This window comes from Chromatiales bacterium 21-64-14 (assembly GCA_002255365.1).
In the GTDB taxonomy this organism is placed as follows: domain Bacteria; phylum Pseudomonadota; class Gammaproteobacteria; order 21-64-14; family 21-64-14; genus 21-64-14.
On the sequence record NCBI01000001.1, the window covers coordinates 43375 to 66251 of the forward strand.

Genomic DNA, 22877 nt, shown 5'->3' on the forward strand with positions numbered 1-22877 from the left:
TACCAGGATCTGGTGCCGACGCCGGTCAGTCCGCGGGCCGGACACCACCCAGCAGGTCCGGGTAACGCACACCGTTTACCGCGCGGGCCAGACCGAACCCGTCCTCGAGCGTCATCAGATACGTCCCCTCGTGGTGCTCCATCCAGCCCTGCCCCGCCGCCGCCGAGGCGAAGAAGTGGACGTAGTGGCAGAAGCGGCTGATGGTGTGCAGGCGCAGATCCTCCGCGCCGGGCACCAGAAACGAGAGCACCGTGCGCGCCGGCGCCACCGCCTCCACCCGTTGCGGCCCCACGGTGAGCCGGATCGGCTGCCCCGTGGCGGGGCAGGAGGACTCCACCTGCGCCGTGGCCCCCAGCAGTTCCGGCAGAAACAACGCATCCCACGCGCACCAGGTGTAGAGGGTCGTCCCGCCGACCCGGAAACGATGGGCGGTTTCACCGATCGCGAGACCCAGGAACCCGATCACTGCGCCCTGCGCGTCGCGCAATACGCCCGGCCAGTCCTCCAGACGCCTCCGCACCCCGGAGGCCTCCTGGCCCAGCGTATCCGCAAGCCGCTCAGCGGATACCGGGCGGCCCTGCGCCAGCAACCCGTAGAGCGCAAGCGACAGACGCTGTTCCTCCACGCTCAGCCGCGGGAATGCGTTGCGAAACCGGTCCACCAGCCCGCGCGGGTCTGGCGGCTCCCCGGAGCGGCCGCTTCCATTGCCCGCGGTGCACTCCCCCGCACCTGACATCCACTCGTCCTCCTCGTCCGTGTTGGTCGAACCCTGCTCACCCCGGGGCGAGCACCGCCCCGGCAAGCCATTCTGGCAACCTGCCACCCGGGGTACAAGCATGCGTTGGCCCGCTACGCACCGTGCCCGGTGCCCGGCACCCGGGCGCAGCCGGGACGTCCCCGTACCGCAGCTTCCTTGCGGTGCCGCCGGCTTCGTCGCTACACTCCACTGGCCCCAACGCCAGGGAATACCGCATGTTCCGCATCCGCAAGATCTACGACGACACCTCCCCCGCGAATCGCGACGCGATTGAGCAGGTGCAGACGATCATGCGCCGCCAGTTTCCGCGCGCGCGGCCTGGTGACGTGGACAAGCTCCCCCTGCAACTTCACGACCCCATGCAATACCGTTACCGGTCGATCCTGTTCGTCGCGGAAAATGCCTCCGGAAAGGTCAAGGGCTTCGCGGTACTGTTGCACATGTCGGACGTGCACATCGCCTACCTGGAACTAATTTCCGCGGCCCCGGGTAAGACCGGCGGCGGCATCGGTAGCGTGCTCTACGAGCGCGCACGCGAAGAGGCGCTTTCACTGGGCGCCCACGGCCTGTTCTTCGAATGCTCGGTGGATGAACCGGAACGGATATCGGATCCCGAAATCCTGAAACAGAACGTAATCCGGATGCGGTTTTACGAACGTTATGGTGTACGGCCGATCATCCAGAACGAATACGCCAGCCCCGCGCATCCCGGAGACGAGGATCTGTATTTCCTGATGTACGACTCGCTCGGAAAGGAAACCCCTTTGCGCCTGACGACGGTCCGCGCCACGGTCCGCGCCATCCTGGAGCGCAAATACGGCGACCTGTTCGATTCCAAGCACATTGAGCTGGTCGCCGGATCCTTCAAGGACGACCCCGTGGTCCTGCGCGCGCCGCGCTACCGGGTGCGCAGCGCGGTGCAGCCGGTCCCGCGCGGGACCACCACCGGGATCGCACTGATCGTCAACGAGGCCCACAGCATCCACCACGTGCGCGACCGCGGCTACGTCGAAGCGCCGGTGCGCGTTTCCGCCATCCTCCAGGAGTTGGACAAGACGCGTCTGTTCACGCGCATCAAACCGGTGCGCACACCGGAACGCCTCATCCGGCGCGTGCATGACGGACACTACGTCGATTACCTGCGCCGCGCCTGCGGCCAACTTCCGGAAGGGAAGTCCATCTACCCGATCATCTTTCCAATCCGCAACGTGCTGCGCCCGCCGAAGGACATCGAACTCCAGGTGGGCTACTACTGCATGGACACCTTCACGCCCCTGAACCGCAATGCCTACCTGGCGGCGCGCGGGGCCGTGGACTGCGCGGTGACCGGCGCCACCGCATTGCTCGGAGATTACGAACTGGCCTACGCGCTGGTGCGCCCGCCAGGCCATCACGCCGAGCGGCGCGCCTTCGGTGGTTTCTGCTATTTCAATTCCGCCGCGGTGGCCGCCGACCACCTGAGCCAGTACGGGCGGGTAGCGATCCTCGACGTGGATTTTCACCATGGCAACGGGACCCAGGATATCTTCTATGAGCGCGCCGACGTCCTGACCGTCTCCATCCACGGACATCCGCACTTCGCCTATCCTCATTTCGCGGGCTTCGAGGATGAACGCGGCAGCGGCGGCGGAGAGGGCTTCAACCTGAACATCCCCCTGCCGGAAACCATCACCGCCGAGCGCTACGTGAGTGCGCTCGGAAAGGCGCTCCGGCATATTCGGGAATTCCGGCCGGACTTTCTGGTGTTGTGCCTCGGACTCGACACGGCCAAGGCCGACCCCACGGGCACCTGGGCCCTTCGCGCCGAGGACTTCCGCAACAACGGACGTCTGATCGGCGCGCTGGGACTTCCCACGCTGGTGGTACAGGAAGGCGGCTACCGGACCCGTACCCTCGGCGTGAATGCACGGCATTTCTTCGAGGGCCTGTGGACGGCACGATCGGAAGGCGCCACCACCCCGAAACCAGCCACGCGCAAGGCCCGCCCCGCGTCTTGACTGGGCCCATTGAGGAAACGCCGATGGACCTCCCAGCGTGAAAAGCCACGCAGGCGCCGGTTACACAACGGGCATACCGGCGAACTCACTGCAAAGCCAGACCAGACCAATCCGACGACGCGAGCCCCCGTGCACCACTGGAGCGGTCAGCCACCCGCATGAATAACGCGGTCTAGAGCGTGATGACTTGGTCCGGAGGATTACCAGCCAGCGCCGCGTAGAGGTTCGGAAAACACCCGATGGTCGCCCCATCCACCAGCTTGCCATCGATGTTCCGTTCATAGCAACACTGGTCGCAACCCATCAACAGGATGTTCTCGCGTTTCGCGACCCGCGCCAGGCGCTCGCCGATAGGATCACCTTTGACCAGCACATAGTTGTTGTCCTCGAAAAAAAACATCCCGACCACCGCAACGCCATGGGCCCCCTCTTCAAGCTGGGGCAGAATCATCTTGCCGAGCTTATAGGAGACCGTATGGCCTTGAGTCGAAAATATATATGCCACTTTCATTGCACCACCTCCCATTGAAATCCGCGCTGAATTCTATTGAAGATCCCTCGTTGGGCTAACAGCCAATGCGGCAGCAGCACCTACCCCAGTCATCGTCATTCGGACCCGCTCCGAAGTATCCTGGAACCTATCTCAAAATCGCAGATCGGGCGTTCAGGCAAGGCGCGGGCCCTGCAAGGAGCGCAGTTTACACCCAGTAAATGAGCACCGCAGCAGGGGCCGCAACACCGCATTGGCAACCGAGATGCATTTTGAGATAGGTTCTAGTCAACACCCCGGAAAAATGCACCTGTACATTTCCCCGCCGCACCGAGTCAGATCCGGCAGCAACTGCCCGATTGGAAACATACCGCCGTGATCATCGCCTACGACGACTCCCACGGCTGGTACGACCATGTGCCCAGCCCGATCGTCAGCCAGTCCAACGACTCCGCCTATGACGGGTCCACCGGTCCGGGCCGTTGCGGCACGGCATCCGCCGGACCCTACCTGGACCGCTGCGGCTACGGGCCCCGTCTGCCGCTGATGGTCATCTCGCCGTGGGCACGGGAAAATTTCGTGGACTACCACGTCACCGAGCAGTCATCGATTCTGCGATTTATCGAGGATAACTCGCGTCTGGGCAGGATCGGCGACGAGTCCCTCGACGCGAAGGCGGGTAGTTTGCACAACATGTTCGACTTTACCGACTGGCCGCGGATGAAACAGATCCTGCTGGATCCCACTACCGGCATCCGCGCTACCCGCCCGGCCACGCGGGCCCCGCATTCAGCCGCGGGTCACAATCTCTGCCAATTGTGGGCAACATACCTCATAGGACACCACACCGGAGCGCGCTTCGTACCAACCTTGGGTACGATTCACGACCGCCACCGCCGCCAGCATGACCGGCACTTCGACCAGCACCCCCACCACCGTGGCCAGGGCGGCCCCGGAATCAAATCCGAACAACGCGATCGCGGTGGCCACGGCGAGCTCGAAGAAGTTGCTGGCGCCGATCAGGGCGGATGGACCCGCCACGCAATGGGGCGAGCACGCCGCGCGGTTGAGCAGGTAGGCCAGCCCTGAATTGAAAAACACCTGGACCAGGATCGGCACCGCCAGGAGCAGAATGACGAGCGGCTGTCCGATGATACGTTCGCCCTGGAATCCGAACAGCAATACCAAGGTTGCCAACAGCGCCAACAACGCCAGCGGATGCAACGTCCGCACCACCCGGGCCAGCCGCTCCGCCCCGCCGTTCCCACGCAACAACCAGTGCCGTGCCAGATTGGCAGCGACGAGCGGGATCACGATATAGAGCACTACCGACAGGACCAGGGTATCCCAGGGCACGTGGATAGCGGAGAGCCCGAGCAGCAGACCCACCACCGGCGCGAACGCAAAGACCATGATGACGTCGTTGAGGGCCACCTGGGAAAGGGTGAAGTGCGGCTCGCCCCGGGACAAGTGGCTCCAGACAAACACCATGGCCGTACAGGGCGCTGCAGCCAGCAGGATCAGCCCGGCAATGTAGGAATCGATCTGGCCGGCGGGCAGCCAGGGACGAAACAGCACGCCGATGAACAACCAGCCCAACAGGGCCATGGAAAAGGGCTTCACACCCCAGTTGACCAGCAAGGTCACCGCCACGCCACGCCAATGCCGGCGTACCTCCTTGAGCGCCCGAAGATCGATCTTCAGCAGCATTGGAATGATCATCAGCCAGACCAGCACCGCTACTGGCAAGTTGACCTGCGCAAACTCGAGGCGCCCCACTACCTGAAACGACGCCGGGAACCAATGCCCGAGCGCGATCCCCGCGACGATGCACAGAAGCACCCACACGGTCAGATAACGCTCGAAAACGCCCATGCCCGCGCCGGCCGCACGCCGGCCGGTCTTCTCGCACGCTGCGCTCATCCTGCCACCTCCGAGTACTCACCGGCTTGGGCGCGCCGGAGTAGCGCCTGCACGCGCCGCTCCACGTCCTGACGCGTGGCGCGGAATTGATCCATCACCTGTTCCTCCGTACCGGTCGCCTTCGCCGGGTCTGTGAGGGGCCAGTGTTCCTTGCGGGTGCCGGGCGGGAGCAGCGGGCACTGTTCATCCGCGTGTCCGCATACGGTCACGACCACGTCCGCCCAACGGAACATCCCGTCGGTGAGCCGGGTGGATTCCTGCCGCGATATATCCACGCCGGCCTCGGCCATCACGGCGATAGCACGGGGGTTCTTGCCGTGCGCCTCGATACCGGCGGAGCGTGCGTCGATGAGCCCGCCGCCCAAGGTACGCGCCCAGCCCTCGGCCATCTGCGACCGGCAAGAGTTCCCGGTACACAGGAACAACACCTTCAGCGCCGCCACCTCAATGCGCCCCGGGCAGGGATGGGACGCAACAGGCCGAACCGCCCTCGGCGGATCCGGACTGCGCACCGAAGGTCGGTACCGTATCCAGGCTGTGGAAGGTCTCCCAGGGGATCCCCTGGGGATCGATGGTCCAATACTTGTCGGATCGCGCATAGCAGCAGGTGGTGTTGGGCTGGGCCACCCCGGGCAGGCCCGCCGCGTCCAGGCGCCCGCGCAAGGCCGCCAGCGCCGCATCAGATTCGGCCTGGATGCCTACGTGATCGAGTCCGGGCCGGCGGCCGCGGGTAGAGACGGCAAAGTTCACCTTGGGGTCGCCCAGTTCCCACTTGGCGTAGTCGTCCTTCATGACATCGGGGGCACTACCGAACAGGATCGAATAGAAACGAATGCTCTCCGCCAGATCGCTAACCGACATGTGCATATGAAACCGCGCCACGGAATGCCTCCTATCTCGAAAGGGCTGACGCCTACCCATGAACTCCGGGGGCACAGCAGGATGGCTCACCCGGGCGGTTAGGCATCGCAGCCAGGGCACGCCGATCGGAACTAAACGGGGCCAAGCCCGCCAGCCCCCGGTTCGTCTCCCGAATGGCGTCCTGGGCCCACGCGGGAAGGTCCGGATGGATCCGGTAGTGGACCCAGAACCCGTCCCGGCGGTCCTGCACCACGCCACTGGCGCGCAGGAGCGCCAGATGCCGGGAGATCTTGGGCTGGATGAGACCCAGGGCGTGGGTCAGCTCGCAAACGCAGAGTTCGCCCTCCGCTTGCAACAACACCACGCAGCGCAGCCGAGTGGGATCTGCCAGGGCCTTGAAAAACTGCGTGGGATTGATATTCACAATTCCATATATATCGTTATCCATATATTATGTCAATATGCCAGGAACTCCGCCAGCGCCGTACCCCCGGGATCCGATCCCGGCGGATGCCCCACGCGGCTGCGCGGATGTGGCGCGTCCGCAGCAGGAGACCATAGTGAATACCTTGCTCGGGTCGAACCCCTCACCGTTGATGGTCACACGATCTATGCGGCCTGCGTGATGGCACGGGGGGGGAAATCGCTGTTGATCTCCACATCCATACACATGTTGTGCATGACACCAAGGAACCAGCCACCGTGCTGGCGATACGGGTTTGGATCGAACACGTTGACACCAAACGTGGCACAGAAAAAGTCGGCCCCCGCCACGAAGGTCTTACAGGCGTCGGGAAGTGCCCCCTGCTGACATGCCAATCTGCGTATGCGGCGCTCGTGATGCAAGCCGGGACGCGAAAGCGTCTCTCTACCGGCCAGTGCACGCCGTAGAACAGACCGCAGCGTCCTGGGGCCGACTACAAAGACGCACGCTGTGCCCGTAGGCCGCGGCAAACGGCAAGAAACTGCGCGTACAATTGCGGCCCCGGGGCTACACAGCCCACACTCGGCCTACTATCGCGATCGGCCAGCTTGCCGCTCCGGCAGCACCTGATTACACTCCTGTAAAATCCGTAAATTCATGCCCTCTACGCTAGCCCCGAATGGGACCCGCGGCGTAGGTATTTTGCGCACCCGTACCGAGAACCCGAGACGATGCGGATCGCTCTTCTACGTCACACTCGCCCAGCGTCGGCCCACCGACCGGGCGGTACGCTGGAACAGCCCGGTGCTCCGAACACCACCGCCAAGAACGGTTCAATCCTCGAACATGAAACGCGTGCCCGCGTCACACGTACCAAAGAAAGCGGCGTTCGCGCGTATCAAGTGCCGGCGACCGTGACGGGTCGTCAGCCCCGCCCCACGACTGCTCTATGGGCAATGTCATCGTGACCGCTAATCCCTTCCGCCATCCCAGTATGCAGCGCGCGATCCTGGACGTTGGCCTGGACGCTATGATACTGGTCGATATCGACGGTATCGTCCTCCAACATAACGCCGCCGCGGAAACGACTCTGGGATGCACCCCGCAAGCCCTGGCCGGGAAGACGCTGGATTGGGTGACCATCCTGGACGGCGAGCGTTCGACCAGCCTCGCAGCCCTGGTCCGCGCGACGATCGAAAGTGGTCGCACCAACGCAAACGACACCCAAGTCCGACTGGTGTGGCCGGACCGCCCGGATAAGTCCATCCACCTGAGGCTGCTCGCAACCTTTGACCCGGATGGAATCGCGACCGGCGCGTTCCTAGCATTCCGCGATCTCGGCCACCCGGACTCCGACAACGCAGACGAGAATTATCATCGAAACCTCGCACGCATCGCCCGCGTTATCACACAGACCATGGATATCCGCAAGACCGTCCGCGCGGTTGTTCGGGAATTGCTTGTGGTCTTTCAGGCCGACCGCGCATGGCTGATCTATCCATGCGACCCAGACGCGGCGTCATGGGGCGTGCTGGTCGAGGCCACACACCCGGACTATCCGGGCGCGTACGCCGAAGGCCGCCAGATCCCCATGGATACGACAATCTCCGCGGTCATGCGCAAGTCTCTCGCGACACCGCGGGCGGTCACCTACGAGGGCCCAGGCGGTGCGCTGGACCCGAGCATGGCGAGCCACTTCGCCATCCGATCCCAGATCATGACCGCCTTACGACCAAAGCTAGACAGGCCCTGGTTATTGGGGATGCATCAGTGCTCACGCCCGCGACACTGGACCGACGGCGAGAAGCGCTTGGTTCAGGACATAGGAGAACGCCTGACCGACGCATTGACCAACCAGATCCTGGTTCGACGATTGGAACAGGACGTTGCCCGACGCAAGGCAGCGGAAGCCGCGCTAAACCGCGCCTTGCAGGAACATAAAAGCCTCATCGATGCGACCCCCGACATCGTATTCAAGGTCGCTTCGAATGGCCGGCTGGTACGATGGAATCACGCCCTTGAGGCCACCACTGCGCTGCGCCCGGACGAGCTCGAGTCGCTGCCAATCCACGCCCTGTTCCCGGAGGCTGAACGCACGCTCCTGGAACAAGCGATGCGACGCGCCCTCGAATATGGCCAATCCGAGACTGAAATCACCATGATCAACAAGGAAGGGATCGGGGTTCCCTACCACTGGATCACGGTTCCGGTGCGTGACCATGCCGGCAACATTGGTGGACTCACCGGCTTTGGGCGCAACATTGCCGAACGCAAGCGTTCCGAGCAGAAACTCCGCCAAGCCGCCGCGGTATTTGAAACAACCCTGGATGGGGTCGTCATTACCGATGCGGAGACCCGGATCGTGGCCGCGAACACCGCATTTACCGCGATCACCGGATTCGCAGAATCCGAGGTACAGGGACGGCCTCCCGATATGCTCGGTTGGGATGCCGACTGGAGTCATGAAGATTCAATATGGGCGCGAGCGGCACGCGACGGACACTGGATGGGCGAACTCATGGCCCTCGGGAAGACGGGCCGCTCCTACCCCGCGCGCCTCTGCCTGACCCCGGTGCGGGACGAAGAGGGCCGCGTCAACAGCTATGTCGCGGTCTTCGCGGATATCACGGAACTGAAACAATCTCAGAAGCAACTGGAACATATCGCGCATCATGACGCGCTCACCGGCCTACCCAACCGGCTGATGTGCCATACCCATCTGCAGCAGGCCATATCCACCGCCCGGGACGGGAATTTCGAGATCGCAGTGTTGTTCATCGACCTGGACGACTTCAAGAACGTCAATGACAATCATGGTCATGCCTTCGGCGATCGCATCCTGCAGGACGCCGCGGCACGCCTCGCGCGGACGCTGCGTAAGGACGGGAGGGAACACGTGTTCCGTCTGGGAGGCGATGAATTCACCATCGTTCTCAAACAATTTGAACGTCGGGAGGAAATCATCGCGGTTGCACAACGCACGCTGCATATACTGTCCACACCGTTCTCTCTCGGCAAGCAAACGATCGTGCTCGGCGCGAGCATCGGCATCGGTCGATTCCCAGTAGACGCAACCGATGAGACAGAACTGTTGAGTGCCGCCGATACCGCAATGTACCAGGCCAAACAGCTCGGAAAAAACACGTATCAGTTCTATTCCGCCGACACGGGACCACGTCGTTAGCACACCTTGCGCTCAGCCCCGGCGCCGTGTGCAATACCGTCCGGCCAAGTCCTTCCAGACGGCTTCGAGATCCTGACTTCGGCATCTTCAACAACTCTGAATAAAATCTATCTGAAAGTCTAAGATCGGGCGTCCACGCAAGGCGCGGGCCCTGTGGGTGGGGCAGATTACACTAGAAAATGAGCACCGCAGCAGAGTCCGCAACCCGAAATGGGTGACCGAGATGCATTTTGAGATGGGTTATAGCCACCGCGTAAGGGGTTTAGTTCAACGCGTGTTAGACCGAACCCTCATCGGAAAATGTAACCCCTAGCGTCTCGTTGCTCAGGAGCTCTCGTTCCAGCTTCCGCGTTAATGCCACTTGTTCCACGACCAGCTCGTAATAGCGTGCGTGGCTCGCTTCACGGAATACTTCCGCAACGGCGCCAAAATCGGTCAGAACCCTACGGACGAGTTCGACGTCGCGCAGCTGTTCCGCCAATGCTTTTCGCGCCGCGCACAGGTTGGCCATGGTCATCGCCCAGCTCATCGGCGCGCGTTCACGAGTCCATTCCTCGAGCGCACTTTCATAGGATTCGACCGCCGCCTCCAGCGCCTGCGCATCTTGCTCGCGTTCGCCAAGTTTATGCAGCGCGGCACCGAGATTGTTCTGAGTCAAAGCCCATACCTTCGGTACACGCGCACGCGTGCCTTCGGCAAGAGCACTTCTACAAGCGGCAACAGCTTGCTGCAGCGTCCGAGGACCTTTGCGGTGTTCGCCAAGCATCCGCAGTGCGGTGCCAAGATTGTTCATGGTGACCGCCCATTCCAGTGGCATCCGCTCGCGGGTCCACACTTGCAGAACATTTTTATAGGCCTCGGACGCTTGCTTTAATACCGTCTTATCTTTCTTGCGCTGGCCGAGCGCAAGCAGTGCGGCGCCAAGATTATTCTGTGTCACCGCCCAGTCGTGCGGCGAGCGATCTCGGGTGCGTTCCTCCAGCGCGGATTGAAACGCCGCAGCCGATTTTTCCAGCATCTCCGTATCGGCGTGGCGTTGGGCCAGGATTCCGAGCGTATTACCCAGACTGTTCTGCGTCGCTGCCCAGTCCAGCGGCACCCGTCCGCGACTACGCTCCGACAGCGCGCACTCCAAGGTCTCAATCGCCTTTTCCAGCATCCAGGTGCCGCGCTGGCGCTGGCCAAGCGCACCGAGTGCATCCCCGAGATGGTGTTGTGTCGCCGCCCAGTCATCCGGCCGCTGCACCCTCGGCGCCAGTGCAAGCACCCGGGTCTCATAGAGATCGATGGCCTCTTCCAAGGCCGCGTCGTCAATAAGCTCACGGCCCAAGTCTGCAAGGACCAGGGCGTGTTGGGTTTGATACCGCCATTGCAGTGGCACGCTCAGCCCTGCTGTTGTAGCGGCTTCAGCGTACAGGCTGGCAGCCTGTCGGTAGTCCAGTTTGACGGCCGCGATTTGCGCTTGCCCAGCACATATTGCGGCGACGAGATCGGCGGCAGCACCAATCTCAAGGCAACCCCTATAGGCCTGTTCGAATGCCGCGTTGGCATCGTCAAGGGAGAAGGTTTCATCGGGTTGCAGCCAGGCGAAAGCCCGTTCTAACAAACGGGCGATATCAGGATGCTCCGATGCCGGGCCAGAAACGTCAGCATGGCTTTCACGCAGTGCTTCCAGCCGCAACCAGGCCTGCTTAAGAAGACCGGATACCTGTAGTTGGGAAACCTGCATAGCATGAATTGGACCGAGCAAGCGCTCGAGGTCGGATTTATGCGCCGGCAAGTTTTGACAGGCGGCATGCAGTGTGGCGGCGTAAGTGGGATTCGTCTCCGACAAGTCTTGCGACACCCCGCCAGACGTGTGGAGTCCTGTGCTACTCATAACACTTGCTCTGCGGAAAGGCCGCAGCGTGGCTTGATCCACCCTGCGGTCTCGGTTCAGTCAACGATGTGATAGACAGGCGCTTTCTCCATTTCCCATTGGCCTGACTCGGGGTCGCGGCGGGACAGGGTCAAAACATGCCAGTTCTCGTCATCCAACTTCAGGTGGTCACCGCGGTAGTAATAGCCCGGCCAACGCGTTTCCTTACGGAACAATGTATGCTGCGTCACGCATTCCGACGCGATCACACGGTGCTTGAGCTCCCAGGCACGCTGCAGCTGGTGCAAATCCTCGGCGCCGGTATGTTCAAGATCTTCTTGTAGGATCTTCAATTTCTCCAGCCCGAACTTCAATAATGGCTCGTTAGTCATGTAATTGACGCCAATACCGCCAACGTATTCGTCCATGATTTTTTCAAGCCGCTGCAATCCATGCAAGGGCAAGATGTAATGGGGCGACACCGTGCCACCGACGATTTCGTTGCGATAGATCTGATAGGTCTCCATTGGCTTATAGATCACCTTGCGGAGATCTTCGATCTGTCTATCGGAGACCTTGACCTTGTCTTTCGCATGATCCTGGATGTACTTGACCGCGGCCTTGGCCGCGAGACGGCCCTCCGTAAAAGAACCCGATGAGAACGCATGCGCGGTGCCGCCGAGGGCATCGCCGGCGCCGAACAGGCCCTCGACAGTCAGCATACGGTTGTAGCCCCAGTAGTATTCGCTGGGGGAAAGATCCTCCGGCCCGCTGGCCCAGGCGCCCGAGCAGGTCGCGTGGGAACCCATCACATACGGCTCGGAAGTCGTCAGTTCGGGGTTAACGTACTTGGGATCAATGTCCTGCGAGGCCCAGACAATCGCCTGGCTGATCGTCATGCCGAGAAAGTTTTCCCACCCCACGGTTTCCTTGTGCGGATCCTGGAAGGCCTCCTTGGTGACCATGTGGATGGGGCCGCGGCCCGCCGCGACTTCTTGCAGGAAGGCGTGATTACGCAGGCAGGTCGGCGTGGGGTGGTGATCGATATACTCGCCGACCATGGCCTTGGTATGTTCATACCATTTCGATTCGTATTCATCCCCGTAGGCATTCTGGGTATAGGTCTTCAGGTGCAGGAAGTAGGCGCCTACCGGACCATATCCGTCCTTGAAGCGGGCGAGCACGATGCGGTTTTCCATCTGGGTCATTTTCGCGCCCAGCAGGATCGGCAACGCATAGGCCGACGCGCTGCTCCAGGGCGCATACCAGGTACGCCCCATACCTTCACCGACCGAGCGCGGCTTGAAAATGTGAGACGCGCCACCGGCACCGACGATCACCGCCTTGGCCTTGTACACATGCAGATCGCCGGTTCGGACGTTGAAGCCGATCGCCCCGCCGACTCGATTGGGGTGGTTTTCGTCTCTCAGCAGATGGGTCACCATGATCCGGTTGTCGATCTTGTCTGCGGATTTGCGCGCAGCTTCCGCGACGATCGGCTTGTAGCTTTCACCATGGATCATGATCTGCCATTTACCTTCACGCTGATAATGGCCGGTCTTCGGATCCCGCATGATCGGCAAACCCCACTCCTCGAATTTGTGAACCGCGGAATCCACATGGCGCGCCATATCGTACGCGAGGTCTTCGCGGACCATGCCCATCAGGTCGTTGCGCGCATAACGTACATGGTCTTCGGGTTGATTCTCGCCCCACTGCATACCCATATAACAGTTGATCGCGTACAGGCCCTGTGCAACGGCGCCACTGCGGTCGATATTGGCTTTCTCCGCAATGACGATTTTCATGTCGCGCCCCCAATAGCGCGCCTCATAGGCGGCGCCGCAACCACCCATGCCGCCGCCGACAACCAGGATGTCGCAATCTTCGAATACGGTTTTATATGCCATTAGTAGTACACTCCCTGTTTGAACTTATTTTTTGCCATGACTGGCAGACCCGTATTGATGTTAAGCGCGTCCGGTTCGTGGCAAAGCAACTGGGAGTTCATCGCGTTGCCGTCCGGAACCGGAAGGTCCGCAAGCCTTGGGATTGCCTCCCCCCAAGGCTTGGTCGTAATCGGCGAAACGAAATTCTTTTCGCGCCCGTCGCGAAATTTGATTCGCCACGAGATGGTGCCCTTCTCTTCTTCCCGGCGGACGCGAACGCTATGTCCCAGCGGCGCGAAATCCGCATAGCCGCGACAGTCGATGGCGTTTTGCGGACAGGCCTTGACACAGGAATAACATTCCCAGCACATGTTGGGTTCTATATTGACAGCGCGCCGGTACGTTGGGTCGATGTGCATAATGTCGGACGGACAAATATCCACGCAATGTCCGCAGCCGTCGCAACGAGTCATATACACAAATGTAGGCATGTTATTATCTCCCGTGGTTCGGAACCGGTGATCGTTATGTCCCGTACTCGGATAATTCGGCTATCGAAATCTATGTACTAATAGTGCCGAGGTAGTTCGCGGTTGATCCCCAGGCCGAACTGTTTGGGTGCGTCGGCCGGCGGCGGCAGGTTATCCAACGAACCTTCCGCCTCCGCCACACGTCGCTGAAAAGCCGCGGCGGGCTTGAAGAACATATGGGCGAATTTCGACCAGAGCACGGTTCCGAACAATACCGTGCTGGATAGGACGAACAACGCGAAGAACAATGTCGCCCATGCGCCGGCATCAGCCGACTGCAGGAATGACCAAATCAACGCGAAGCTTGTAGTCGCCACAAGCGAGAGGATGAACAGATCCGCTCGCACCAGGCGGTACCAAGGATAGCCTTCTGCGGCCACGTCCACTCGGATAAAAAACCAAAACCAGTAACCACCTATGCAAACCAGCAGGGCACCCAGGTGCCACAACAGAGGCAAGTAATCAGGCGCGATGGTAACTGGGGTTGGGTAGCCAAACACCAGGATCACGGTGGTGACCAGGAAAATGATGAAACCGTACATCGTGAGCAGATGGGCAACGCGGCGCCGCGCATTGCAAAACTCACCAGATGCCATGACATCCACCACGGCGGTTTTCACAGCGATCGATATCTTTTCCCCACCGCCGACTTGACGCTTTGCCATTGCCTTCGAATCTTTCGCGGCAGCAAAAAAATACTTGGCACTCCTCTTGTGGAGGGTATCGAGTATTGTTCCGCCCACAACCAGGATGGCCATTGCAATGACATACAACTGCATCGCGATGGGTGGAATGAAAGCGGAAAGGTCCGCGACGGGATTATGGGTGATCATAAAGTCGGCCTCCTCCTGATGTGACGCTATGGCATAACTACTAATTTGATCATTCATATCTCGCGTTGCGGATCTGGATAGAGCATAAACGTTATTAATTCAGAAAAATAGTTAAAGTGCTGCCGGCATGTAGGATCGTGCGCCATGTTCTCGAAACCTCGTTAAAAGAATAAAATCTTGACGCGAGGTGAACAAATGAAGGCAAAGCAGTAGGTTGGGAAGTGGGCCGGAGGCGTTACAGCACGGGATTCGAGGAACAGGCACTAAGACGTGCGGAGGAGGACGGCGTAGTGGTGGCAACCCGTGATATGGGGTTGGTCGAGGCCAGATTTATAGCTGGCGGCGGAAGCGGCATGTGGGGGCGATGACGATGGAGGAACAAAAGCGCCCTCAGGCCGAGCCGGACCGCTTGAAGCGGGAAGTGGCGCGGCTGGAGGAGAAATGCAGCTTCCTACAAACGGCGTCCGCGTACAGCGCAAAGCAGTCGAAGAGGGGTGCGCCATGATCGAGCGCCACGAAAGAATGCGTGCGATAGCGCTGATGTGCCGGCGTTTGGATGTCTCACGCAGCGGTTACCACGACTGGAGAGACGGCCTGCCTTCGGCACGGGCGCAGGCCAATCAAGGGCTGACGGACGACATCCGGCGGGTGCATGAAAAACACCAAGGCCGTGCCGGCGTGCCGCGCGTCGCCGCGCAGTTTCAAACCGAAGGGTGGAGCGCGAGGAAAAACCACATGGACCAGCTACGAAATCCGGCGTTCCGGCCGTGGACGTTCCACAGCCGCCCGCGCTCCAACCTCGTTCACCACACCGCGGACCCGTCAAGGCATTGGACTTGGAGCAGGGGATGGCCCGACACCCCGCATCGCTATAGACCCTGCGGCAGCCCTGTCAGCGGGTGGCTCTCGGACCCGTCCGGGCAGAAACTCGTGGCAGAAAGACTCGGGCCGGGATTACCTCTACTAGCCGCGGACTGCAAACCGGTAATGCCCATATCCATCCCAGGCGATGACCCCGCATGAGACTAATCGGCAATATCATCTGGTTCGTGCTCGGCGGAGCCGTTATGGGTCTGGCTTGGTGGGCCACGGCCCTGTTGGCCGCCGTCACGATTGTTGGAATTCCATGGGGCATTGCCGCCTTCCGCATCGGGAGTTTCACCTTCTGGCCGTTCGGACGCGCGATCGTCGAACGCCACCGGGGTACTGCTGGCGCGAGCCTGAGCGCGATTGGTAACCTAGTCTGGGCGCTCCTCGCAGGCTGGTGGCTCGCACTGGGGCATCTGGTGTCAGCGCTGCTGTGCGCCATGACGATCATCGGCATCCCGTTCGCGCTCCAGCACGTCAAACTGGCAGCGCTCTCCTTCTTCCCGTTTGGGAAGGTCATCGTGCCGATCAAGTAATCCGCATACCAACTTGACTCTAGGCAGCGGGCTGACGGAGCGGCGTAGTACCGACCCGTGCCGCGGACTCCCACCCGCGGCGGTGCCGTTTCGATTCACACCCACCGTGGTTCAGAGACGGAAGGGCTACGGGTTCGAAGGTGAGACCACTGTTGGGGCCCTCGTGGGCCCCGCTTACCCGCTTATTGGGAATGGCGTCCCCAAGGGGATTTGAACCCCTGTCGCCGCCGTGAAAGGGCGGTGTCCTGGGCCAGCTAGACGATGGGGACGAAAACCACTACTGCCAAAAAAACGGACTGGGAATCCAGCCCCGGATGTCTGGTGGAGCCAGGCGGGATCGAACCGCCGACCTCTTGCATGCCATGCAAGCGCTCTCCCAGCTGAGCTATGGCCCCGTCGAAAACAAGGCGCGCACTTTACGACAGGAGTCTTTCCCTGTCAAGGACTTACCCGGAGCCACCCCTATTCTGGGCATCGATCTGGCGCAACGCCCGATCGATGCGCCGCAGGCTCCGGTCACGGCCCAGCAAGTATACCGTAAGGTCAATTGGGGGCGATACCGTGCCTCCCGTAACCGCCACCCTCAGCGGCTGGGCCACTTTGCCCAATTTCAGGCCTCGGGCCTCCGCCAGAGCGGTGATCACGGCGTGTACCGCCGGCGGCTCCCAGGACTCCAGCGCCGCCAGGGCCTCCCGCAATGCCGCCAGGAGCGGGCGCTGTTCGTCTGTCAGGTTCTTGGCGGCCGCCTGTTCATCGAAGGATTCGAACTCCTGATAGAAGAACACGCTGCCCTGGGCCATTTCCTGCAGCGTCTTGGCGCGGTCCCGCTGGGCGCGGACCACCGCCTCCAGGGCCGGGCCGTCCGACGCGTCTACCCCGATCCGTTCGAGATGCCAGGCTAGGTGACCCGCGACATAGGCCGGGTCCAGGGTCTTGAGGTAATGCTGGTTCAACCAAAGGAGCTTGTCCGGATTGAAGGTCGAAGCGGCCTTGTTCACCGCGTGGACATCAAACAACCGGATCAATTCCTCCAGGGAGAAGACCTCTTGGTCACCATGGGACCAGCCGAGCCGCACCAGGTAATTCAACAGTGCTTCTGGAAGATAGCCATCCTCTCGATACTGGAGGACGCTCACCGCGCCGTGACGCTTCGACAAGCGCTTGCCGTCCGCACCTAGGATCATCGGCACATGCGCGTAGCGGGGCGGCTCCGCCCCCAGCGCGCGGAAGATATTCATCTGTCGCGGGGTATTGTTCAGGTGGTCGTCACCGCGGATCACATGGCTGATCTTCATATCCCAGTCATCCACGACCACCGAGAAGTTGTAGGTGGGTGTGCCGTCGGAGCGGGCGATGATGAGATCGTCCATCTCCCGGTTCTGAAATGTCACCGGTCCGCGGATCAGATCCTCTACCACCACCACGCCATCCGCCGGATTCCGGAACCGCACCACGGGGGAGACCCCCTCCTGTGGCGGGCCGCTGCGCTCGCGGCACAGCCCGTCATAGCGAGGCTTTTCCTTGCGCTCCAACTGCCCTGCGCGCAGGGTCTCCAGGCGTTCCTTGGAACAATAGCAGTGGTAGGCCTTACCCTCCGCCAGCAGCTGTTCAAGCACGGAACGGTAACGGTCAAAGCGCTGAGTCTGGCGGTAGGGTCCTTCGTCCCAACTCAGCCCCAACCACTGCATACCCTCCAGAATGGCGTTGACGGATTCCTCCGTGGAACGCTCGCGGTCGGTATCTTCGATACGGAGTACGAACGCGCCGTCGTGCCGACGCGCATGCAGCCAGGAAAACAGAGCGGTACGCGCCCCGCCAACGTGCAGGTAGCCCGTGGGACTGGGCGCGAAACGGGTCCGGGGAATCATGAGGATAGTCGGGTCGGGGTCATGGGCGATTTGGCTGGCGCGCAATTGTATCAGAGTCTGAAGCACCGCGGGCGAAATTGACCGGGCCCGTGCCAGGGCCCTACAATCACGCCCTGGCACGGGCGATTAGCTCAGCGGGAGAGCACTGCCTTCACACGGCAGGGGTCGCAGGTTCGAACCCTGCATCGCCCACCAAACAAATCAAGCAGTTGGAGACCACTACACCCTCTGTATGGGTTACTAACTGATTATTTGTCACACTGTTGTCACACTCGTTCGCGAATGAACGGGGTGTGGCAGTGGCAACCTTCCGAAAACGCGGCGCTTTCCAGTGGCAGGCACAGGTCAGGAAAAAGGGCCAGCCACTGCGGACCAAGGCCTTTGAAACCCGTACCCTGGCCGAGCGGTGGGCACGCGCCATTGACGTCGAGATGGACAAAGGCGCGTCCATCTCCCGCGCCGAGGCCGAGTCCACCACACTCAAGGAACTGCTGGAACGCTACCTGGCGGAAGTCACGCCTTTGAAGAAAGGTGTCGTACCCGAAACAAACTGCCTGCGCACCCACATGAGACATCCCCTTGCCCAGCGAATTGTCGCCGGCATTCGCGGGATCGACATCATGGCCCGCTATCGGGACAAACGGCTGCAGCAGGTCTCTTCAGCAACCGTCAAAAGAGATCTGATGATTCTTGGCCATGTATTCGAAGTGGCCCGAAAGGAATGGGGTGTCCACGTCCACAACCCGCCTACGTAAACGTGGCGCACCAAACAGTCAAAGACGCCCCGCTGTATGACTCAGCGGTACCCCCGGATCACAATCAGAAAAACCACGGGTGCATCGCCTCTCGTGTCACCGAGAGCACGCGGTTGCTTTGTACGTCAGCGCACCGACTGCACGCTATCGGATGGATAAAATCCCCTCAAACTTAGCCGATCGTGGCATCTAATCTGGCGGCGCATGAGTCAGCCACAGAATTCTTCCGGCTGATGCATATTCGACCGGTTCAACGCTGGCCGTGGTATGGCATGATCTGTCCACCCCGCCACCATGGCTGCCTGGTGCCATGCGATCACCGTTACAGGAGCGACCCCATGTTGAATTACGCAGTAATATTTCTGGTCATCGCGCTGGCCGCCGGGATTCTTGGCTTTACTGGTGTCGCCGGTGCTGCAGTTGGAATTGCCAAGATCCTATTCGTCGTGTTTCTGGTGCTGTTTTTCGTCTCGTTAATTTACAGCCGGACCGGTCGAAATTGACGCTGGCGAGCTTGACGCAAACGCTATTTATGTTCGGCAAGATAGGCTGCGTGCAGATGAAGTCCGGCTCTTCCCCGTACCGCCCAATTTGGAGGAGCACAAATGAATAACGACATCATCAAAGGCAAGTGGTTACAACTGCACGGCAAGCTAAAGACGCAGTGGAGCAAGCTCACCGACGACGACCTTAGCCAGAAGGACGGCCATCGTGAATATTTGGTGGGCAAAGTGCAAGAGCGCTATGGGATCGCCAAGGAGATGGCCGACGCCCAGGTTGCCGCATTCGAGCGCTCGCTGCGGTGAACAGACGCAAGGCGGGTCGATTACAGACCCGCGAACTGGCGAGATTCACCATCGCGTGATCAAAGGGAAACACAATCATGAACCTGCATCTGAGCATTGGGCCACTGGTTTCACTGATTGCTGGTGTACTGATTCTGCTCATGCCGCGACTGCTCAATTACATCGTCGCGATCTATCTGATCACCATTGGGCTCATCGGAATCTTTGGCACGGGCGCTCTGCATGCCTGATCCGCGCACACTGCAGCGACCCCGTTGAATTCCCGTCAATCGATCCGCGCATAGCGGCAGTCCACCTGCGTCACCGCCCATTGCGCATGGAGGAAACCAATGCTAGGCATGATATTACTGATTGTTTTGATTATATTTTTGATCGGTTCAATTCCGAGCTGGCCACACAGCAGAAGCTGGGGCTATGGTCCCAGCGGTGGATTGGGCATTGTTTTGATCATCGTAATCATCCTGCTGCTCATGGGCCGCATCTGAGTCGATGCTGTGCTGCATTGGTCGCAGGAATGCCGCGTAGCACTCGCATACGCGCCGATTAAGTCCGGACCGACCCACTACGGTGATGTGGTCATTCTGGTATTTGATCAACCCAATCAGCCGCGATACGCGCGCAGGTTCGGTCACCGCCTCGCGACGCACACCGAGTATGTCAGTGATCAATTCCTGGGTCATCACCAAGTTGTTGGACTGCAGCCGATCAAGGCCCAACAACAGCTAACGGCATAACTGCTGATCCAGCGAGTGGTGTCGGCTGCATACAGCTGTCTGCCCCATTTGGGTGATCAGCGCCTGCGTGTAACGCAGCAGCAGTGACGCACGGTGGGACCACCACGGCTGACCTCCAGTACCAACAAGGGCGTTGATTCGGAAGCCCACGCCAGCGCTTTGCACGACCCCAGGACGGCAGTCGAGACCCCAGGACGGCAGTCGAATTGCCACCAATGAACGACGAGATTCCGACGACGCCGTCGTCGCCCACCACGGTGATCTCCCCGCTGCGGCGCCGTTCTCCTTAACATACAGCAGCGAGCCAAGCCAGGTGGCCGGCGGATAGACGTGGGTCACGTAACTGCCGGGTTCGTAGGGCACTCGGCCCAGAAGCATCTCGACCGGCTTCAGGCACGGTATTCTAGCGCGCCAATTCTGGTTCAGGCAGCATCGCACGAATCGGATTCCTTTTCAGCGCGGACACTGCGGGCATATACACATTCCTGGTTTTTAACTGGTTAATAAATTTGACCGTTGAATACATTGACAGTTAAGTTCTTGCGCGCCTGCTGTGTTGTCGCCAGCGCTGGGAAAGCCCACTCGACGCTCATTCCCCTAACAGGAGCATGGCTCCCGCAATACACCTTTGAACGCTGACTGCATGGTGGGACCATCGGCGCGACCTGATTGCAGGTTCGCTGCTGCGATCCCGCTAGGCGCAGTCTTGGTGCGTCAGCGCACAGACACGCCATCGCGGCAAGCGTATTCTCCACCAAAGATTTTAGCGACGCGTTAGCACCGACGTAATGACTCGCGGCGATCCGGATTGCTCCACGGTGACGGATTGCGTGTGCGTCAGGAAGCAGGCGACTTCGTGACTATCGGCACGGGGAACGCGCTCCAAACAGTCGTCATGGACATACGACCAGACTTCCTGCAGTGCAGGGGCGACGCAGGAAGTCAGCAGCATTCGCGTGTCGGAGCAGGTCTGGGATGAATGCGCTCCGACAGTTCAAATCCAACGCTCCTCCCAATCCAGAGAACAGTGGGCGCACAAGGGCGCCAACGCTCTGCTGTGAGCATCGTGACTTTTTAAATCCTCTCAACTGAGGGCCACCCTAATGGAGTCAACGCAATTAACATTCAAGCCATAGCGAACCTAAGAAGTCCACCGTCACTACCAAGGAGATAACACCATGGAAAAGCGTCACCTACCGATACTGGGCCTGCTGACCGTGTTTGCTGCCAGCGCGATGATTCCTCAGTACGCATCGGCCTCCGAGGCCAAGATCGACTGCAAAATGCACTTCAACACCACTAGTTGGTCGGCCATCTACAAGCACATGGTGGGCACCGGCTTGGTGACTTGCGCCAACGGAACTTCCATGAATGTGAAGATCACCTCGCAAGGCGTGGGCCTCACCGCTGGCAAGTCACGCATCAATAATGGCGTTGGAACCTTCACCGACGTTCATAACATTAACGACGTATTGGGCTCGTACATACAAGGGGAGGCCAACGCCGGACTAATGGAATCAGGCTCCGCACAAGTCCTGACCAAGGGCACGGTCTCGCTGGCGCTGGCAGGTTCAGGGAAAGGTATTGACCTTGGCATCAGCGTTAGCAAGTTCACCATCAGCAGGGACAAATAGGACCTCCACGGTGAAGCTGCGCCGGTGAGCAATCGCGTCGGTTTTCTGACCTCGCTGGCCGGGCCACAAGTTAGGTCGGGCGCGACCCAGAATCCTGGTGGCGCGGTTCGCACCCACGCTGGCCTCCAGCGAAGTGCAAACTACGAGGCGGGTAGTCCCCGGAAGGCGAACCTGGCGCAACCGCCGATGTGAAGTGGTGGTCGGCGGAACGCAAGCGAGAGGTGGTGCTTCGCCTGCTTCACGGGGAACCGGTCGACGCCATCTCGCTTGAGGTGTCTGTCGGTGTCGGTATTCAAGCTCGAGCGCTGACGCGACCGGGCGCTGGCGGGCATCGACGCGGGCCTCAAGGAACGCGAGAACGATCCGATCGAGCGCCAGCTCGACGACACCAAACGGCGCTTCGGTGAACTGGACACGGATGTCGAGGCTCTGCAAAAGTTACGTTGGGCTAAACGCCGTTTGGCCCGCTGGAGGTCGTCGCGATGGGCCGCAAGACCTCCCCAGGCACGGGCAAGCTCTACGGCCTGGAGCGGGTCTGCAGGGCGCTCGACCTGCCCCGTTCGACGCTCTACGGTCAGCGGTCGCGGGAGGCGGCGGCCCGGGTCGTGCCGTTCTTGCCGCCCCAGCGCGGGCCCAAGCCCAAGACCTCGGATGGCGCTGTCCTAGGTGCCATCCGGGGCGAGCTGGCCCCTCGCCGTTCGCCTGCGAGGGGCACTGCAAGGTCTGGGCGCGACTGCCCATGCCGCACGACCTTCGCGTTGGACCCAGCCGCGTGCTGCGGCTGATGCGCGAGAACCCCTGCTTTCGGCGCATCGCCGGCCGCAGGGCAGCCCAACGCGGCTCGACGGCACGAGCACCACGGATCGCCCTAACGCCATGCGGGGCACCGACGGCATCCGCATCGAGATCAGCGAGCAAGGGCTGGGTCATG

General features: G+C 60.8%; 21 protein-coding genes, 3 tRNA genes and 2 pseudogenes. 12 read left to right on the forward strand and 14 right to left on the reverse strand.

Annotation, left to right across the window (positions count from 1 at the left end; genetic code table 11):
* Positions 1–25: 25 nt before the first annotated feature.
* Positions 26–838, reverse strand: a complete 813-nt coding sequence (locus B7Z66_00220; GenBank protein ID OYV78042.1) for a hypothetical protein — start codon at positions 836–838, stop codon at positions 26–28.
* A gap of 134 nt (positions 839–972) precedes the next feature.
* Between B7Z66_00220 and B7Z66_00225 the strand changes: the two genes are divergently transcribed.
* Complete coding sequence (locus B7Z66_00225) at positions 973–2754, forward strand: acetylpolyamine amidohydrolase (GenBank protein OYV78043.1); 1782 nt, start codon at positions 973–975, stop codon at positions 2752–2754.
* A gap of 172 nt (positions 2755–2926) precedes the next feature.
* On the opposite strand, the gene B7Z66_00230 is transcribed toward B7Z66_00225, so the two are convergent.
* Positions 2927–3265, reverse strand: coding sequence for a sulfur reduction protein DsrE (locus B7Z66_00230; protein ID OYV78044.1), 339 nt, complete (start codon positions 3263–3265; stop codon positions 2927–2929).
* Positions 3266–3583: 318 nt separating this feature from the next.
* Here B7Z66_00230 and B7Z66_00235 point away from each other — a divergent pair.
* Positions 3584–3997, forward strand: a pseudogene (locus tag B7Z66_00235) (phospholipase).
* Positions 3998–4033: 36 nt separating this feature from the next.
* Here the strand turns inward: B7Z66_00235 and B7Z66_00240 are convergent.
* From B7Z66_00240 to B7Z66_00255, 4 genes are read right to left on the reverse strand one after another with little or no spacing between them, the layout of a single operon-like run.
* Positions 4034–5119, reverse strand: coding sequence for an arsenical-resistance protein (locus B7Z66_00240; GenBank protein ID OYV78363.1), 1086 nt, complete (start codon positions 5117–5119; stop codon positions 4034–4036).
* A 44-nt stretch (positions 5120–5163) separates the two neighbouring features.
* The gene (locus B7Z66_00245) at positions 5164–5601 is read right to left on the reverse strand and encodes an arsenate reductase (protein OYV78364.1); all 438 of its coding nucleotides are present in this window, start codon (positions 5599–5601) and stop codon (positions 5164–5166) included.
* A gap of 10 nt (positions 5602–5611) precedes the next feature.
* On the reverse strand, positions 5612–6049 hold the full coding sequence (locus tag B7Z66_00250; protein OYV78045.1) for a glyoxalase/bleomycin resistance/dioxygenase family protein: 438 nt from the start codon (positions 6047–6049) through the stop codon (positions 5612–5614).
* A gap of 31 nt (positions 6050–6080) precedes the next feature.
* Positions 6081–6446, reverse strand: a complete 366-nt coding sequence (locus B7Z66_00255) for a transcriptional regulator (protein ID OYV78365.1) — start codon at positions 6444–6446, stop codon at positions 6081–6083.
* 955 nt (positions 6447–7401) lie between these two features.
* Between B7Z66_00255 and B7Z66_00260 the strand changes: the two genes are divergently transcribed.
* A complete protein-coding gene (locus tag B7Z66_00260; protein ID OYV78046.1) occupies positions 7402–9636 on the forward strand; it encodes a hypothetical protein in 2235 nt (744 codons plus the stop codon).
* 277 nt (positions 9637–9913) lie between these two features.
* Here the strand turns inward: B7Z66_00260 and B7Z66_00265 are convergent, their stop codons facing one another.
* From B7Z66_00265 to B7Z66_00280, 4 genes are all read right to left on the reverse strand, one after another.
* Positions 9914–11515 (reverse strand): hypothetical protein, encoded by a 1602-nt coding sequence (locus B7Z66_00265; protein OYV78047.1) that lies wholly within the window; start codon positions 11513–11515, stop codon positions 9914–9916.
* A gap of 56 nt (positions 11516–11571) precedes the next feature.
* Positions 11572–13404, reverse strand: a complete 1833-nt coding sequence (locus B7Z66_00270) for an adenylyl-sulfate reductase subunit alpha (GenBank protein OYV78048.1) — start codon at positions 13402–13404, stop codon at positions 11572–11574.
* Positions 13404–13874, reverse strand: coding sequence for an adenylyl-sulfate reductase subunit beta (locus tag B7Z66_00275; GenBank protein OYV78049.1), 471 nt, complete (start codon positions 13872–13874; stop codon positions 13404–13406). The genes B7Z66_00270 and B7Z66_00275 overlap by 1 nt, the downstream gene beginning before the upstream one ends.
* A gap of 77 nt (positions 13875–13951) precedes the next feature.
* Positions 13952–14746 carry an adenylyl-sulfate reductase gene (locus tag B7Z66_00280; GenBank protein OYV78050.1) on the reverse strand — a complete coding sequence of 265 codons (795 nt, stop codon included), beginning with the start codon at positions 14744–14746 and terminating at the stop codon, positions 13952–13954.
* A 1019-nt stretch (positions 14747–15765) separates the two neighbouring features.
* On the opposite strand from B7Z66_00280, the gene B7Z66_00285 reads away from it, so the two are divergent.
* Positions 15766–16149, forward strand: coding sequence for a hypothetical protein (locus tag B7Z66_00285; protein OYV78051.1), 384 nt, complete (start codon positions 15766–15768; stop codon positions 16147–16149).
* 192 nt (positions 16150–16341) lie between these two features.
* Here the strand turns inward: B7Z66_00285 and B7Z66_00290 are convergent.
* The 3 genes from B7Z66_00290 to B7Z66_00300 all read right to left on the reverse strand — a co-directional run bounded on the left by B7Z66_00290 (position 16342) and on the right by B7Z66_00300 (position 18017).
* Positions 16342–16418: transfer RNA gene (locus B7Z66_00290), tRNA-Glu, on the reverse strand.
* Between the two features lie 50 nt (positions 16419–16468).
* Positions 16469–16544, reverse strand: a tRNA-Ala gene (locus B7Z66_00295).
* Between the two features lie 51 nt (positions 16545–16595).
* Positions 16596–18017: a glutamate--tRNA ligase gene (locus B7Z66_00300; GenBank protein ID OYV78366.1), complete on the reverse strand. Its 1422-nt coding sequence runs from the start codon at positions 18015–18017 to the stop codon at positions 16596–16598.
* A 120-nt stretch (positions 18018–18137) separates the two neighbouring features.
* Between B7Z66_00300 and B7Z66_00305 the strand changes: the two genes are divergently transcribed.
* The 6 genes from B7Z66_00305 (at position 18138) to B7Z66_00330 (ending at position 20063) form a co-directional block, all read left to right on the forward strand.
* Positions 18138–18212: transfer RNA gene (locus B7Z66_00305), tRNA-Val, on the forward strand.
* 98 nt (positions 18213–18310) lie between these two features.
* Positions 18311–18772, forward strand: a complete 462-nt coding sequence (locus tag B7Z66_00310) for a hypothetical protein (protein OYV78052.1) — start codon at positions 18311–18313, stop codon at positions 18770–18772.
* A 338-nt stretch (positions 18773–19110) separates the two neighbouring features.
* Positions 19111–19275: a DUF1328 domain-containing protein gene (locus B7Z66_00315; protein OYV78053.1), complete on the forward strand. Its 165-nt coding sequence runs from the start codon at positions 19111–19113 to the stop codon at positions 19273–19275.
* 102 nt (positions 19276–19377) lie between these two features.
* Complete coding sequence (locus tag B7Z66_00320; protein OYV78054.1) at positions 19378–19578, forward strand: hypothetical protein; 201 nt, start codon at positions 19378–19380, stop codon at positions 19576–19578.
* A 77-nt stretch (positions 19579–19655) separates the two neighbouring features.
* Positions 19656–19808, forward strand: coding sequence for a hypothetical protein (locus B7Z66_00325; GenBank protein ID OYV78055.1), 153 nt, complete (start codon positions 19656–19658; stop codon positions 19806–19808).
* A gap of 99 nt (positions 19809–19907) precedes the next feature.
* The gene (locus tag B7Z66_00330) at positions 19908–20063 is read left to right on the forward strand and encodes a DUF3309 domain-containing protein (GenBank protein OYV78056.1); all 156 of its coding nucleotides are present in this window, start codon (positions 19908–19910) and stop codon (positions 20061–20063) included.
* 36 nt (positions 20064–20099) lie between these two features.
* Here the strand turns inward: B7Z66_00330 and B7Z66_00335 are convergent.
* Positions 20100–20759: pseudogene (locus B7Z66_00335) on the reverse strand (hypothetical protein).
* Between the two features lie 731 nt (positions 20760–21490).
* On the opposite strand from B7Z66_00335, the gene B7Z66_00340 reads away from it, so the two are divergent.
* The gene (locus B7Z66_00340) at positions 21491–21946 is read left to right on the forward strand and encodes a hypothetical protein (GenBank protein ID OYV78057.1); all 456 of its coding nucleotides are present in this window, start codon (positions 21491–21493) and stop codon (positions 21944–21946) included.
* Between the two features lie 482 nt (positions 21947–22428).
* A complete protein-coding gene (locus B7Z66_00345) occupies positions 22429–22731 on the forward strand; it encodes a hypothetical protein (protein ID OYV78058.1) in 303 nt (100 codons plus the stop codon).
* Positions 22732–22877: the final 146 nt, after the last annotated feature.